A 13,039-nucleotide genomic window follows, 5' to 3' on the forward strand; every position below is an offset into this window, starting at 1 on the left:
AGTCAAAAAAGCCAATTTTCCTCTTCACTGAAACTTTGAAAAATATGCGATATTTTAAGTGCGCTTGCGTTAGAATAAGCAGCTATTTTTCTCACCCTATGTCATTAAGTCGATCCGTATGAAACAGCACTTTCCTTTAAAAGATATCCAGCAAGAAAAGCGCATTTATCGAGGTCGTATATTTTTTGCCGTAGGGCTTGTGATTATCTGCTTATTGGTACTAGCCAGCCGATACGCTTATCTACAAATTTTTCATTATGATGAGTTCTCGACGGCATCGGATAAAAACCGTATTCGCCTACAACCCCTTCCACCTGCTCGTGGTTATATTTATGACCGCAATGGGGTTTTACTGGCAGATAACTATCCTGTTTTTACCGCGACATTAAGTAAAGCAGATGTTGAGAACGTTGATACCATTATTGAACAATTACAGCCTATTTTAGAACTCACTCAAGAAGATGTAGATCGTTTTAAAAGCCGCATTAAAACAGCACGTAAAACTGAACGTGTGGCCATTAAACTGAATTTGACCGAGACAAATATTGCCAAGTTTAGTGAAGTTAAATACAAGTTCCCCGGGGTTAGAATTGAAACCCAAATGACGCGCTATTATCCACATGGTGATTTATTTGCTCACGTGATTGGATATGTTGGCCGTATTAACGATAAAGAATTAAAAAGTATTGATAAAGATTTATACGCTGGAACAAACCTGATTGGTAAAATTGGTGTAGAAAAAAGCTATGAAGATTTACTTCATGGAACACCTGGTTATGAGTCTGTAGAAGCAGATGCTCATAGTAATATTTTGCGTCACTTAGGTCGTAAAGACCCAACCCGTGGTAACGATCTCTACTTATCATTAGATTATGGTTTGCAAGTTGTCGCGTCGCAACAACTCGCTGGTCGACGTGGTGCAATTGTTGCGATAGACCCGCGTACCGGTGAAATTCTTGCGTTGGTTTCAAGTCCAAGCTTTAACCCTAACTTATTTGTGACGGGTATTAATCATAAAGATTATAGTTCTCTACGTGACAATATAGATCAGCCTCTTTATAACCGTGCAGTACAAGGTGTATACCCACCCGGTTCAACCATTAAGCCAATGGAAGCGATGGGCGGTTTACATTATGGAATTGTTGATTGGGCTACTGCTATTTCCGACCCTGGTTATTTCCATTTACCGGGTGACTCACACAAATTCCGTGACTGGAAAAAAACCGGTCATGGCATCGTGAACATGCACAAAGCCATTATCATGTCTTGTGACACCTATTTTTATATTTTGGCTAATCAAATGGGCATCGATCAGATGAACCAATGGATGCGCCAATTTGGCTTTGGCCAAAAAACAGGTGTCGATTTACCAAGTGAAAGTGAAGGCTTATATCCAAATCCTGAATGGAAAATGCGTACACGCAAATCCAAATGGATGAAAGGTGAAACGATTTCAGTCAGTATTGGTCAAGGTGCATTTACAGCAACTCCTTTACAACTCGCCATGGCAACTGCCATTACGGCGAACCACGGCTCGCATGTAGTTCCACATGTTTTACGTGCAACCCATGGTGCAAAACCTTTTACTGTACGTAATGCACCTGATGGAAAAATTAATTTCAATGGTACAGATGAAGATTGGGTAAAAATGCGAGAAGCCATGATTGATGTAATTCAATCAGGTACTGGTCGTGGCATCCGTACACCGCTATATCAAATTGCCGGGAAAACAGGTACAGCACAGGTTAAAAGTATTGCTCAAGGCAAACGTTATAACGAAGCTGCGCTTAGTGAACGCCAACTTGACCATGGTCTTTTTGTTGGCTTTGCTCCGGCTGATAAACCAGAAATCGCTATTGCAGTTATTTGGGAAAATGGCCGTCATGGTGGTTCAGCAGCCCAACTTGCTAAACCCGTGTTTGATTACTGGTTATTAACCCGTAAGAAAAATCCGATTCGACCAGCCAACCATCAGGTTAATGGTGGCTTGATGACCGCTGGAATTAAACCGGGTGAACTCCCAAGTGGTAATGAAAGTGCCAGCTCAACTCCTGCGACCTCTGCTCCGACTTCCGCAGCAGCCTCTACTCCACAGGCAACACCAACTCGTCCTGCTACAAACGAGGTCGATGAATAATGAAAAATCAATTACGCATTATTGGGGGCGAATGGAAAAGACGAGTTTTACCATTCGCCAGTATTGAAGGATTAAGACCAACTCCCGATCGTGTCCGCGAAACTTTATTTAACTGGCTCATGTGGGACATTCAAAACGCTCAGGTTCTCGATATCTGCACAGGTTCTGGGGCATTAGGCTTTGAAGCATTATCGCGCGGTGCTGCATCTGTTTATATGATTGAGCCAGATAAGACGCAGGCACGATTTTTAAAAGATAATATTCAATTGCTCAAAGCGCAGAATTGCCATTTAATTAATGCAACTGCTCAACAAGCTCTACCACGCCTAAAAGAACAGTTTGATGTCGTTTTTTTAGACCCCCCTTATAGTCTTAATTTATGGCAAGAACTTGCCCACTTAGCAGACATCCATATTAAAAATAATGGGTACATTTATGTTGAAGCTGACCGAGATTTATCTCAGCTTCACCTTCCTGCAACATGGCAGCAAGTTAAAACAACCAAAGCTGGTACAGTCCATGCAGGGCTTTACCAAAAAGTAAGCGAATAAAAAGGTAGCCTTAAGCTACCTTTTTCGCTACAAAGTTTTAATTAACCCAAACCAATCACTGCAACAAGCGCTGCACAGGCACCTACAATTTTTTTGCCATATGGCACATAACGTGTAAATACTGCACCTAGTGCAAGCCCACCACAATAGATAAGTACCATACCAGTAACCATACCGGTTACTAACGCCACGATATGCCCTGCATGTGCTAACTCAACACCATGAGCCATACCATGAAAGCTTGCGAGTAAAGCGGCAGCGATAGGTAAAATCCGATTTGATTTTGTCCATAGCGCAATCGCTGTAATAATTAAAGAAGCAACAATACCGTATTCAGCAACATTGGCGGGTACCAAACCTTGAGCACCTATCAAAAAGCCAATCACTAAAGTGATACTTAAAGTACTGACGCCAGCAATTTTCCACTGTTTGGCTACCGACCATAGCAAGACACCAAAGCCTAAAGCCATTATTAAATGATCCAACCCCGTAAACGGATGAATAAAGCCTGCCATAAAACCTGAATGTACATGGTCATGCCCCGGATGAGCCATAGCTAACGCAGGTAACATGCTAAGGAGCCCAACGCTCCATTTTTTAATGAAGTTCATAGTTACTCCTTAAGCCTTAAACAGCCCTTGCTTCTCAATAAATTGAATAATTTCTTCAAGCCCATCTTGTGTTTTCATGTTTGAAAATAAAAATGGCTTTTCACCACGCATGCGTTTTGCATCTTGATCCATCACATCGAGGTTTGCTCCCACCATAGGTGCGAGGTCAGTTTTATTAATAATCAGTAAATCTGACTTGGTAATACCCGGTCCTCCTTTACGAGGGATCTTTTCGCCACCTGCTACATCAATGACATATAAAGTTAAATCAGAAAGCTCTGGGCTAAATGTTGCCGCTAAATTATCACCACCGCTTTCAATAATAATGAGTTCTAAGCCATCAAATTTTTCACACAGATCATCAATCGCAGCTAAATTAATTGAGGCATCTTCACGAATTGCTGTATGCGGGCAACCACCTGTCTCGACACCTACAATACGATCTGGTGACATCGCTTCATTACGGGTTAAAAAGTTTGAGTCTTCTTTGGTATAAATATCATTTGTCACCACTGCCATATTATATTTATCACGCAAGGCACGGCATAAGTTAAGTGTAAGTGCTGTTTTACCTGAACCGACTGGTCCGCCAATTCCGACTCGTAATGGACTACGTTCTGTCATGATTTTTATCCTTTTTCCTAAACTTAAGATCTGAATAATCGTGAATATTGAGTTTCGTGTTTCATGCTCAGCATGGCATAGCGCGGCAAAGCACTACTCAATTGCTCATCTTTAAGTTTTAAAGCCTTCTCTACAGCTTGTGGTACTCGCCCATGCAAATGCCATAAAATTCTTTGTCCTGCCATTTGGCCCAATGGGACAGTTTTTACCGCGGCTAAAACCTGATTTTCTAAAACGGTAAAGGTATACGCCGTAAGTACATCGACATCTTTAAGTTCTAAACGACCGCAAAGCTGTGCATAGACAGGCACAAAACCAAACTGCTTTTTAACCTCAACTGTTTTCTTTAAAACATCTTTAATCCATGCATTTAAAGAAAATGCGAGTTGCTGAGATTCGGCCAAAAGCTCTTTACTTTCTCGGCTTGCCTTATACAAATGTGCCCAAATTAGAAACTGATCTGGGTCATCATAATGTTGCATAAGACGTTTAAGTACAGGTAACTCAAAGCGTACTAGCAGCATTTCAAGCACTTCTTCAAAGTAAGCAATTGCCGAGGATTCATCGTGTATTAAGCCAATATCAATGGCGGTTTCCACACCTTGCGAATAGCAATATGCTCCAACTGGTAATGCCGTAGAAGACAATGTCAGCAGTTGCAGTAATTGCGCAGCATTATGAGTGGACATGGTGTAAAGCTTTGATTGGACTTAAACGATGGTCATGGCTATGCTGTGCATAGGCACCGCTTTCAGGTTCAAATGGATGATCGGTTTCTGTCACAGTAAGTCCCAAACCTTCTACCATTTCTGCAAGCACATGATCAGGCTCAAAATATAAAGCTGTTGGTGTCAGCATTAATGGCACATGTCGGTTACCTAAATGATAAGCCGCTTTAAGCAAATCAAATTCAGTCTGAGCAGTGACTTTCATTAGCCGTTCAGGTTTGGCATCGACACGTAATACATCCCCTTCTTGCGTTGCAATATATGAACCACTACGCAAAATGCCAGTACGAGGCAAATCCGCACCGATATCTACGCCACTTGCTAAAGCCGCTCGAAAACGTGATTTTTGTCGGGTATCAAACGTTAGCTCAACCGTTTCAAATGCCTGATCAGGAGAAATATCTTCAAGACGTTGGGTGTAAATTTTCATTTAGCTTTTCTCTCCTTACTTATTTCTTTCATATATAAGGTAATGAGGCAAATCACCTCTATAAATTCATTAAAACAAGAAATAACGTTGTGCCATCGGTAACACGTCAGCAGGTTCACACGTTAGTAATTCACCATCGGCCCGCACCTCGTAAGTCTCAGGATGAACCTGCATAACAGGACAATATGTATTGTGTTTCATATCGGCTTTGGTAATTGAACGCGTGTTTTTACACGGACTGATTAACTTTTTAAGGTTTAGCTTCTCAGCAACTTTTTCATCAATTGCGACTTGAGATAAAAAGGTAATACAGGTGTTATGCACACCACGCGGATAAGCCCCAAACATTGAACGATAATGCACTGGTTGAGGTGTAGGAATTGAAGCATTAATGTCACCCATTGGCGCTGCTGCAATCATGCCACCTTTAATAATCATGGAAGGTTTCACACCAAAAAATGCAGGCTTCCATAACACTAAATCAGCAAGTTTTCCGACTTCAACCGAACCAATTTCATGACTTAAACCATGGGTAATTGCCGGGTTAATTGTATATTTGGCAATGTAGCGTTTAACGCGATTGTTATCATGAAACTCATTGTCACCCTCTAATGGGCCACGTTGTACTTTCATTTTGTGGGCAGTTTGCCAAGTTCGTAAAATCACTTCACCCACACGTCCCATTGCCTGAGAATCAGATGACATCATGGCAATTGCGCCTAAGTCTTGTAAAATATCTTCAGCAGCAATGGTTTCACGGCGAATACGACTTTCTGCAAAAGCAATATCTTCAGCAATTGCAGGGTCTAAATGATGGCAAACCATGAGCATATCTAAATGCTCATCAATGGTATTGATCGTATAAGGTCGTGTTGGGTTGGTCGAAGATGGCAACACATTACTTTGCCCAATTGCTTTTAAAATGTCGGGAGCATGCCCGCCGCCCGCACCTTCGGTATGGTAAGTATGAATCGTACGGTCTTTAAATGCCGCTAGCGTTTCTTCTAAAAAACCACCTTCATTTAAAGTATCCGTATGAATTGCGACCTGTACATCATACTCATCTGCAACACTCAAACAGTTATCAATAGCCGCAGGTGTTGAACCCCAATCTTCGTGTAGTTTTAACCCAATTACTCCTGCTTTAATTTGCTCGCTAATGGGGTCAGATAAACTTAAATTCCCTTTACCCAATAGACCAATATTCATAGGCAAATCATCAATCGCCTGCAACATGGTCGCAATATGCCAAGGCCCTGGAGTCACTGTCGTTGCCGAAGTACCTGCCGCAGGTCCTGTCCCACCACCCACCATTGTCGTTGTCCCAGACATCAGCGCGGTTTCAACTTGCTGAGGACAGATCCAGTGAATATGAGTATCAATACCACCAGCTGTTAAAATTTGTCCTTCACCTGCAATTACTTCTGTCGCAGCACCTAAAGGAATAGTAATGTCGGGTTGAATATCAGGGTTTCCAGCTTTCCCTATTTTCCAGATTCGTCCATTCTTTAAGCCCACATCGGCTTTAACAATTCCCCACCAGTCCACAATTAAAGCATTGGTTATGACTGTATCAGCAACTTCATCAGCTAAAAGCTGAGATTGCCCCATCCCATCACGAATAACTTTTCCGCCACCAAATTTAACTTCTTCACCATATGTCGTTAAGTCTTGCTCAACTTCAATAAAAAGCGCTGTGTCAGCCAAACGAATACGATCACCAACCGTTGGACCAAACATTTCTGCGTATGCACGACGTGACATTTTCATAACTTATTACTCATCTTTTCATTATTGTTGTTATCTTTAATCCAGCTTGCCCATTACCCGACCAGCAAAACCATATACTTCTCGCTTACCAGCTAAAGCAACAAGCTCTACTTCTCGACTTTGTCCTGGTTCAAAACGTATTGCTGTGCCTGCTGCAATATTTAACCGAAAACCTTTGACTGCCTCACGATCAAACTGTAAGGCATCGTTTGCTTCATAAAAATGAAAATGCGAACCAACCTGAATAGGCCTGTCGCCAAGATTAGCCACCACAACTTTTAAAGTTTCTCGTCCAACATTTAGTTCAATGTCAGTTTCTGGAGTAATAACTTCACCGGGAATCATAAGTATTCCTTTTATACAATGGGCTGATGAACAGTGACTAATTTCGAACCATCAGGAAAAGTTGCTTCAACCTGCACCTCAGCAATCATTTCCGGTACGCCATCCATGACATCTTCACGCTTTAATAAAGTCGTTCCAAAGTGCATAAGTTCACTCACCGTCATACCATCCCGTGCACCTTCAAGTAAGGCTGCAGAAATAAATGCAACAGCTTCCGGATAGTTCAACTTTAAGCCTCGTGCTTTACGACGCTCAGCCACTAAGCCTGCAGTAAAAATGAGTAACTTATCTTTTTCTGTTGGATTGAGTTCCATATCTCTTTCCTAAATAGCATCTAATTTTCTTTAAGCAAAATGCGTGCTCAAAAGCAGCATACCGGTTTTAATCGTTTTTAAAATATGCAATTTAACGTAACTTAAGTTTTCCAAATTCTTGGAGATTCTTCATCTAAATCAAACCAATAACGTCTTAATTTAGCCCGTATAGCTGCGAAAGCGTCATGACATCGTCGTACATCATTTCCTAAAAAACGCGCACACAGTACATCTTCTAATAAGGTCAACGTCACGGGAACATCCATACGCATAATGAGTTCACGGATGAGTTCAATATGTTGCTCTGAATAAAATGAAGAACGGAATTTTTCAGGGGGCACGGCCCAAAAGCTAGCCATCACTGCCTGATTATTCATTCCTAAACACGAGCTTAACCAGCGATCTCCCCCTTCAAAATATAAAGTATCAGCAACTAATAACTTGTTTTTACGCCATAATTTAAATTGGTTGTGATAGCTTCCCTGAACAAAATTCTCAGCCCGAGCCTGCCGCCCCAAGACCAACATATCCCATCCAATAAAACTTGCTGTTTGTTCAAGGTGGATATCTGTTTCTGAGTGGGCTAAAGCACCGTCAAAAAGCATTGTTTCTTGCGGCATCCACTCTAAAATAGAATCATCTTTTACATTCAAATAAATATGCTGGAAAGCCTGTTTTCCATTTGTTCTATACCACTTACCCGCTCCCGGTGTGGTAATTACAGCATGCGCCTGCCCTTCTGTTTCAATTTGAAAAGTAAGATGATCACCGCCTGCAATTCCAGCTGGTGGATGAACAATAATGGCATGACAAACCCCAGTTTTTTCGGGCCAGAGCATTTTTTGCACCCGAACGGGGCCATAATGCTTTCTGTGACTCATTATGGTGCGCGAGTTTTCATAACAAAACCCCAGTTCTAACTGGGCATACCAAAATGGTGCTGAAGAAGTCTGAAAAGTTTGTTGAATTCGATTCATTTTGGCTCATTTTTGATAATGGCTTTTTTGATAAGCAAAATATGCACCAAAAGCAAAAAGTGGTTATTACAAACTTAGAAACAATTTTTTTATTTTAATGAGTCAAAAAAACATCAATGTCTAACATAAAACCACAGTAAAGCATGGAATTATTTATACAATAGCGCCCATCCTCGCTCTTATAAATTTTTCCCATGAAAATCTTTTTCGTGTTAGTACCGTTTGTATTTTTAACTGGGTGTATTTTTGGCCAATCAAGTGAGGTCAAACGTGCAGAAAAACTTTTAAATAACTTTCAATGTAAAAATATTGAAACAAGTGAAATTTCTACAAGTTCAATCAACTCTTATTACCAGCAATCTTTAGCGGTGAGTAAGGAAAAAGCGACCTCTTATGTAGAAAGCTATAAAAATGGTGAAGAATTATTTGCAATGCCCTTAGATGAAGTCGTAGAACAGCAATACCAACTTTATAAAGCAGCGTGCGATTCTTTAGGTGGGGTTTCTGCCCAACCATAAATTTTTAAAAGTATCCATTAAATCACTTTAGTGGATACTTTTAATTCTCAACTAAAATATAAAAAAATATAGCCCCAATCTGTGCAATTTTTACTCACTTTACCTTTTGTTAAAATTAAGCTACATACTAGAGCTTTTATTTTCGATTCTTTTTTCCTAGCCTGTCAGTACTTTATATTTATTTTTTGAGGTTTTATTCATTATGAAAAAATCATTATTAGCAATTGCACTTATGAGTACTCTTCTTGTCGCATGTAATAAACATGAAAATAAAACAGAAACAACCTCTGATGCATCTACTCCTGTACAAACTGCTCAAACAAATAATAATGAAGCGGTAGATACAGCACATACAGCCGAGAATTCTTTAGACTGGGATGGTAAATATAAAGGTACGCTTCCTTGTGCAGACTGTGAAGGCATCAAAACTGAATTAGAGTTAAAAGATGATAAAACTTATGAGCTAACAGAAACCTATCTTGGTAAAGGTGATGCAAACCCATTTGAAACCCATGGTAAGTTTACTTTCGATAAAGACAATACTTCTGTTATTACCTTAGATGATAAAGCTCAAAACCGTAAATTCTTTATTGGTGAAAATACCGCGACTGCTCTAGATATGGAAGGTAAAAAAGTTGAAGGTTCTTTAGCTGAACATTATGTTTTGAAAAAAGAAGATTAATCTATTTTTCAATATAAATAAAAAAACCCGCTCAAATGAGCGGGTTTTTTATGAAGTCAATTCTTAGTGAGCTGAGAATTGGTTCATTGTGTTTTTAGCATCGTCACCAGCTTTAAGTGCATTTTCACCAGCGAAGATTTCTTTGTGGTCATCACCGATGTCAGAACCAGCCATTGCTTGGTGTTTCACACATGCGATACCGCCACGGATTTCTTTACGTTGTACGCCAGCAACATAAGCTAACATACCTTGGTCACCGAAGTAACCTTGTGCTAATTCATGAGTAGAAAGAGCAGCAGTGTGGTATGTAGGAAGTGTGATCAAGTGATGGAACACACCAGCTTCACGCGCAGCATCTGCTTGGAAAGTACGGATTTTTTCATCAGCTTCAGCAGCTAATTCAGTATTGTCGTACTCAGCGCTCATTAATTTAGCACGGTCGTAAGCAGATACATCTTTACCTTCTGCAACCCAACGATCGTACGCTTGTTGACGGAAGTTTAAAGTCCAGTTGAATGATGGGCTGTTGTTATAAACAAGCTTCGCATTCGGAACTACTTCTTTTACACGGTTAACCATGTGTGCAATTTCTTGTACGTTTGGAGTCGGAGTTTCGATCCAAAGTAAGTCAGCACCGTTTTGAAGGCTAGTGATACAGTCAAGTACAACACGGTCAATCTGAGTGCCTTCACGGAATTGGTATAGACCAGAAGCTAAACGAGTTGGACGATGTAATTTACCATCACGTTTAATTAAGATCTCATCTTCTTGAGCTTCTGAGATATCAATTTCTTGAGTATCTAAGTAGCTAATATATTTAGATGCGATATCGCCTGGCTCTTTAACTACAGGGATCTTCTGAGTTAAGTCAGCGCCTTCAGAGTCAGTACGAGCAACGATAACACCGTCTTCAACACCCATTTCTAAGAATGCATAACGAAGTGCATGGATCTTAGCGATGAAGTCTTCATGTGGAACAGTTACTTTACCAGCTTGGTGACCACATTGTTTTGCATCAGATACTTGGTTTTCGATTTGAAGCGCACAAGCACCAGCTTCAATCATTTTCTTAGCAAGTAAGTAAGTTGCTTCTTCGTTACCGAAACCAGCATCGATGTCTGCAATAATTGGCACAACATGAGTTTCGAAGTTGTCAATTTGAGCTGTGATTTCAGCTACTTTCGCAGAGTCACCAGCTTCTTTTGCTTTATTTAAAGCACGGAACAAGTCATTTAATTCTTTTGCATCAGCTTGACGTAAGAAAGTGTAGATTTCTTCGATCAAAGCAGGTACTGAAGTTTTCTCGTGCATAGATTGGTCAGGAAGTGGACCAAATTCTGAACGAAGAGCAGCAACCATCCAACCAGAAAGGTAGATATAACGTTTGCTTGTCGTACCGAAATACTTTTTGTTAGCAATCATTTTTTGTTGAGCGATGAAACCATGCCAGCAACCTAATGATTGAGTATATTTGCTTGAATCAGCATCGTATTCAGCCATATCACGACGCATAATCGCAGCTGTATACTTAGCAATATCTAAACCTGTTTTGAAACGGTTTTGAAGTTGCATACGAGCAGCATCTTCTGGGCTAATGTCTGCCCAAGTGTTGCCGAATTTTGCTTTTAATTCACGTACTGCATCAATCGCTGTTTGATATGTAGTCATGATATTGTCCTGTATTCATTTTAGGATTTCATCGATCGAAGCCTAGAGTCATGTTATGAAAATTCCCTATGACACCAGCTGCTTCTTCATGTACACAGCTTAGACTTAGCCAATCAATTAATCCAATATCCTTCGTTAATCTTCAGTATTTATTTAAAAAATATACCAATAAATCGATATTATAAGTAAAACTAAAAAACATAACACTTTGTTTATAAAAACAAAATAATCCTAAAGGAGTATAGAATTTTGATTAAAAAACACTCCAAGCTTTATTTTTATACAGTTTTTGAAAATTTTCCATTCATTTTTAATATAAAAAGTCAATTGTAAATTAGGCGAATTTTGCCAATGCAAAATGTCAATCAATATGCTAGAACAGTACTAAATATTAAGAAAATATTTTTGTTCAATAATTATAAAAATAAAAATAGATCAACGATAATAGAATCCAGCATTTGAGATACTTTTTACCCATACTTAATTTCAACAAAAAATGTCGTTTTTCTCATCATTTTTTCACACAATGTTCTTTAAATATGGCATAATTTGAAACAATTTTAGGGTTTTATTTTCGGTATTTTTTTTATGAATCTGGAGCGGGTAGATCTTAATCTATTAATATATCTTGATGTTCTTCTTCGTGAAAAAAACGTTACTCGCGCAGCCGAACAGCTTGGTGTTACTCAGCCTGCCATGAGTAATATTTTACGCCGCTTGCGTAATTTATTTAATGACCCTCTCCTGATCCGCTCATCTGAAGGGATGACACCGACAGAACGTGCACTTGAATTACAACCGCGTATTCGTGATGCTCTTTCTGACCTTTCCATGATTTTGGAACCGCGTACCGAATTCCGCCCTTATACCAGTAATCGCGTTTTCCGTATTATGACTTCTGACTATGCAGAAGCCACCCTAGTCCCTCGTCTTGTTAAAGCCCTCCGCTCAGAAGCACCAAACGTTGTACTCGATTTTCTTACTCCAAGTGATGTGTCATATAGAGACATGGAACAGGGTAAAGTTGATCTAGCCATTAACCGCTTCAATGAAATCCCGCAAAGCTTCCACCAAGTTTTGGTTTGGCGTGATAGCTTTAGCTGTATTTTAAATGACAAACACCCTGCTGTGACTCATTTAAATCTAAAAAGCTATTTAGATGCTCAACATATTTGGGTATCTAAAACGGGTATGGGTGTTGGCTTTGGGGTAAACCCAGATAAACAAGGTGGCTTGGGCTGGATTGATCAAGCATTAGAACGTATTGGTCAACGCCGCAAAATTTCTGTATTTACGCGTCACTATCAGATGCCGGCATTACTTGCTCAAAATGTTGACTTGATCGCTACTCTTCCAACTCGAATGGCGCGTTTACAAGCACAAAATCCAAAATTAGTTATTAAAGATCCACCGTTTTACATTCCTGAGTTTGAACTTAAAATGGCTTGGTGTCCATTATTGCACCATCACCCAGCTCATCGCTGGTTACGCCAACTCATTCTATTTGTTGCTCGCCAAATGATCGAAGAGGAAAATCGTGAATTCCTAACCAATAATTCACAATTTTCCCACTATTAAATAAGTTTTAATTTAATTGTCTCTTTCAAACATTATCTTTAAGCGCTGAGCAATCAATCTGATTACCTCAGCGCTTTTTTGTGTTAAAACATAGTCATAATAATGA

Annotated in this window: 14 protein-coding genes; 5 read left to right on the plus strand and 9 right to left on the minus strand. The window is 39.8% G+C overall.

Annotated features, from left to right (window positions below):
• Positions 1-118 precede the first annotated feature (118 nt).
• Both mrdA and rsmD read left to right on the plus strand, forming a co-directional pair.
• On the plus strand, positions 119-2,137 hold the full coding sequence (gene mrdA, locus NQ782_RS13010; protein WP_057093076.1) for a penicillin-binding protein 2: 2,019 nt from the start codon (positions 119-121) through the stop codon (positions 2,135-2,137).
• Positions 2,137-2,688 carry a 16S rRNA (guanine(966)-N(2))-methyltransferase RsmD gene (gene rsmD / locus NQ782_RS13015; protein WP_031962908.1) on the plus strand — a complete coding sequence of 184 codons (552 nt, stop codon included), beginning with the start codon at positions 2,137-2,139 and terminating at the stop codon, positions 2,686-2,688. Before mrdA ends, rsmD begins: the two co-directional genes overlap by 1 nt.
• 41 nt (positions 2,689-2,729) lie before the next feature.
• Here rsmD and NQ782_RS13020 read toward each other — a convergent pair whose 3' ends face one another.
• From NQ782_RS13020 to NQ782_RS13055, 8 genes are all read right to left on the minus strand, one after another.
• Positions 2,730-3,299, minus strand: a complete 570-nt coding sequence (locus NQ782_RS13020) for a HupE/UreJ family protein (RefSeq protein WP_057093078.1) — start codon at positions 3,297-3,299, stop codon at positions 2,730-2,732.
• 9 nt (positions 3,300-3,308) lie between these two features.
• The gene (ureG, locus tag NQ782_RS13025; RefSeq protein WP_000140200.1) at positions 3,309-3,923 is read right to left on the minus strand and encodes an urease accessory protein UreG; all 615 of its coding nucleotides are present in this window, start codon (positions 3,921-3,923) and stop codon (positions 3,309-3,311) included.
• Positions 3,924-3,946: 23 nt separating this feature from the next.
• Positions 3,947-4,612, minus strand: a complete 666-nt coding sequence (locus tag NQ782_RS13030) for an urease accessory protein UreF (protein WP_000103635.1) — start codon at positions 4,610-4,612, stop codon at positions 3,947-3,949.
• Positions 4,599-5,081: an urease accessory protein UreE gene (gene ureE, locus NQ782_RS13035; RefSeq protein ID WP_000708728.1), complete on the minus strand. Its 483-nt coding sequence runs from the start codon at positions 5,079-5,081 to the stop codon at positions 4,599-4,601. The genes NQ782_RS13030 and ureE overlap by 14 nt, the downstream gene beginning before the upstream one ends.
• A 69-nt stretch (positions 5,082-5,150) precedes the next feature.
• Positions 5,151-6,851: an urease subunit alpha gene (ureC, locus tag NQ782_RS13040; protein WP_057093080.1), complete on the minus strand. Its 1,701-nt coding sequence runs from the start codon at positions 6,849-6,851 to the stop codon at positions 5,151-5,153.
• Positions 6,852-6,887: 36 nt separating this feature from the next.
• On the minus strand, positions 6,888-7,196 hold the full coding sequence (locus NQ782_RS13045; protein ID WP_000612142.1) for an urease subunit beta: 309 nt from the start codon (positions 7,194-7,196) through the stop codon (positions 6,888-6,890).
• Positions 7,197-7,207: 11 nt separating this feature from the next.
• Positions 7,208-7,510 carry an urease subunit gamma gene (gene ureA, locus NQ782_RS13050; protein ID WP_000422460.1) on the minus strand — a complete coding sequence of 101 codons (303 nt, stop codon included), beginning with the start codon at positions 7,508-7,510 and terminating at the stop codon, positions 7,208-7,210.
• 101 nt (positions 7,511-7,611) lie between these two features.
• Positions 7,612-8,487 carry an urease accessory protein UreD gene (locus tag NQ782_RS13055; RefSeq protein ID WP_079745734.1) on the minus strand — a complete coding sequence of 292 codons (876 nt, stop codon included), beginning with the start codon at positions 8,485-8,487 and terminating at the stop codon, positions 7,612-7,614.
• A 194-nt stretch (positions 8,488-8,681) separates the two neighbouring features.
• Here NQ782_RS13055 and NQ782_RS13060 point away from each other — a divergent pair, with 194 nt between their 5' ends.
• Together NQ782_RS13060 and NQ782_RS13065 are read left to right on the plus strand one after the other, a co-directional pair.
• Positions 8,682-9,005, plus strand: coding sequence for a hypothetical protein (locus NQ782_RS13060; RefSeq protein WP_000688341.1), 324 nt, complete (start codon positions 8,682-8,684; stop codon positions 9,003-9,005).
• A gap of 202 nt (positions 9,006-9,207) precedes the next feature.
• Positions 9,208-9,687 carry a copper resistance protein NlpE gene (locus NQ782_RS13065; protein WP_000749180.1) on the plus strand — a complete coding sequence of 160 codons (480 nt, stop codon included), beginning with the start codon at positions 9,208-9,210 and terminating at the stop codon, positions 9,685-9,687.
• 63 nt (positions 9,688-9,750) lie between these two features.
• Here the strand turns inward: NQ782_RS13065 and NQ782_RS13070 are convergent, their stop codons facing one another.
• The gene (locus NQ782_RS13070; RefSeq protein ID WP_000214787.1) at positions 9,751-11,355 is read right to left on the minus strand and encodes an isocitrate lyase; all 1,605 of its coding nucleotides are present in this window, start codon (positions 11,353-11,355) and stop codon (positions 9,751-9,753) included.
• 588 nt (positions 11,356-11,943) lie between these two features.
• Between NQ782_RS13070 and NQ782_RS13075 the strand changes: the two genes are divergently transcribed.
• On the plus strand, positions 11,944-12,933 hold the full coding sequence (locus NQ782_RS13075; protein ID WP_001047619.1) for a LysR family transcriptional regulator: 990 nt from the start codon (positions 11,944-11,946) through the stop codon (positions 12,931-12,933).
• The last annotated feature ends 106 nt before the right edge of the window (positions 12,934-13,039 follow it).

Source organism: Acinetobacter sp. BD54 (genome assembly GCF_044778325.1).
GTDB lineage: Bacteria > Pseudomonadota > Gammaproteobacteria > Pseudomonadales > Moraxellaceae > Acinetobacter > Acinetobacter baumannii.

Coding starts and splice junctions, on each gene's coding strand:
- ureE (WP_000708728.1), bottom strand. CDS start 5,081: ATGAAAATTTACACCCAACGTCTTGAAGATATTTCTCCTGATCAGGCA.
- ureC (WP_057093080.1), bottom strand. CDS start 6,851: ATGAAAATGTCACGTCGTGCATACGCAGAAATGTTTGGTCCAACGGTT.
- ureA (WP_000422460.1), bottom strand. CDS start 7,510: ATGGAACTCAATCCAACAGAAAAAGATAAGTTACTCATTTTTACTGCA.
- NQ782_RS13065 (WP_000749180.1), top strand. CDS start 9,208: ATGAAAAAATCATTATTAGCAATTGCACTTATGAGTACTCTTCTTGTC.
- NQ782_RS13030 (WP_000103635.1), bottom strand. CDS start 4,612: ATGTCCACTCATAATGCTGCGCAATTACTGCAACTGCTGACATTGTCT.
- ureG (WP_000140200.1), bottom strand. CDS start 3,923: ATGACAGAACGTAGTCCATTACGAGTCGGAATTGGCGGACCAGTCGGT.
- rsmD (WP_031962908.1), top strand. CDS start 2,137: ATGAAAAATCAATTACGCATTATTGGGGGCGAATGGAAAAGACGAGTT.
- NQ782_RS13020 (WP_057093078.1), bottom strand. CDS start 3,299: ATGAACTTCATTAAAAAATGGAGCGTTGGGCTCCTTAGCATGTTACCT.
- NQ782_RS13070 (WP_000214787.1), bottom strand. CDS start 11,355: ATGACTACATATCAAACAGCGATTGATGCAGTACGTGAATTAAAAGCA.
- NQ782_RS13075 (WP_001047619.1), top strand. CDS start 11,944: ATGAATCTGGAGCGGGTAGATCTTAATCTATTAATATATCTTGATGTT.
- NQ782_RS13060 (WP_000688341.1), top strand. CDS start 8,682: ATGAAAATCTTTTTCGTGTTAGTACCGTTTGTATTTTTAACTGGGTGT.
- NQ782_RS13045 (WP_000612142.1), bottom strand. CDS start 7,196: ATGATTCCCGGTGAAGTTATTACTCCAGAAACTGACATTGAACTAAAT.
- NQ782_RS13055 (WP_079745734.1), bottom strand. CDS start 8,487: ATGAATCGAATTCAACAAACTTTTCAGACTTCTTCAGCACCATTTTGG.
- mrdA (WP_057093076.1), top strand. CDS start 119: ATGAAACAGCACTTTCCTTTAAAAGATATCCAGCAAGAAAAGCGCATT.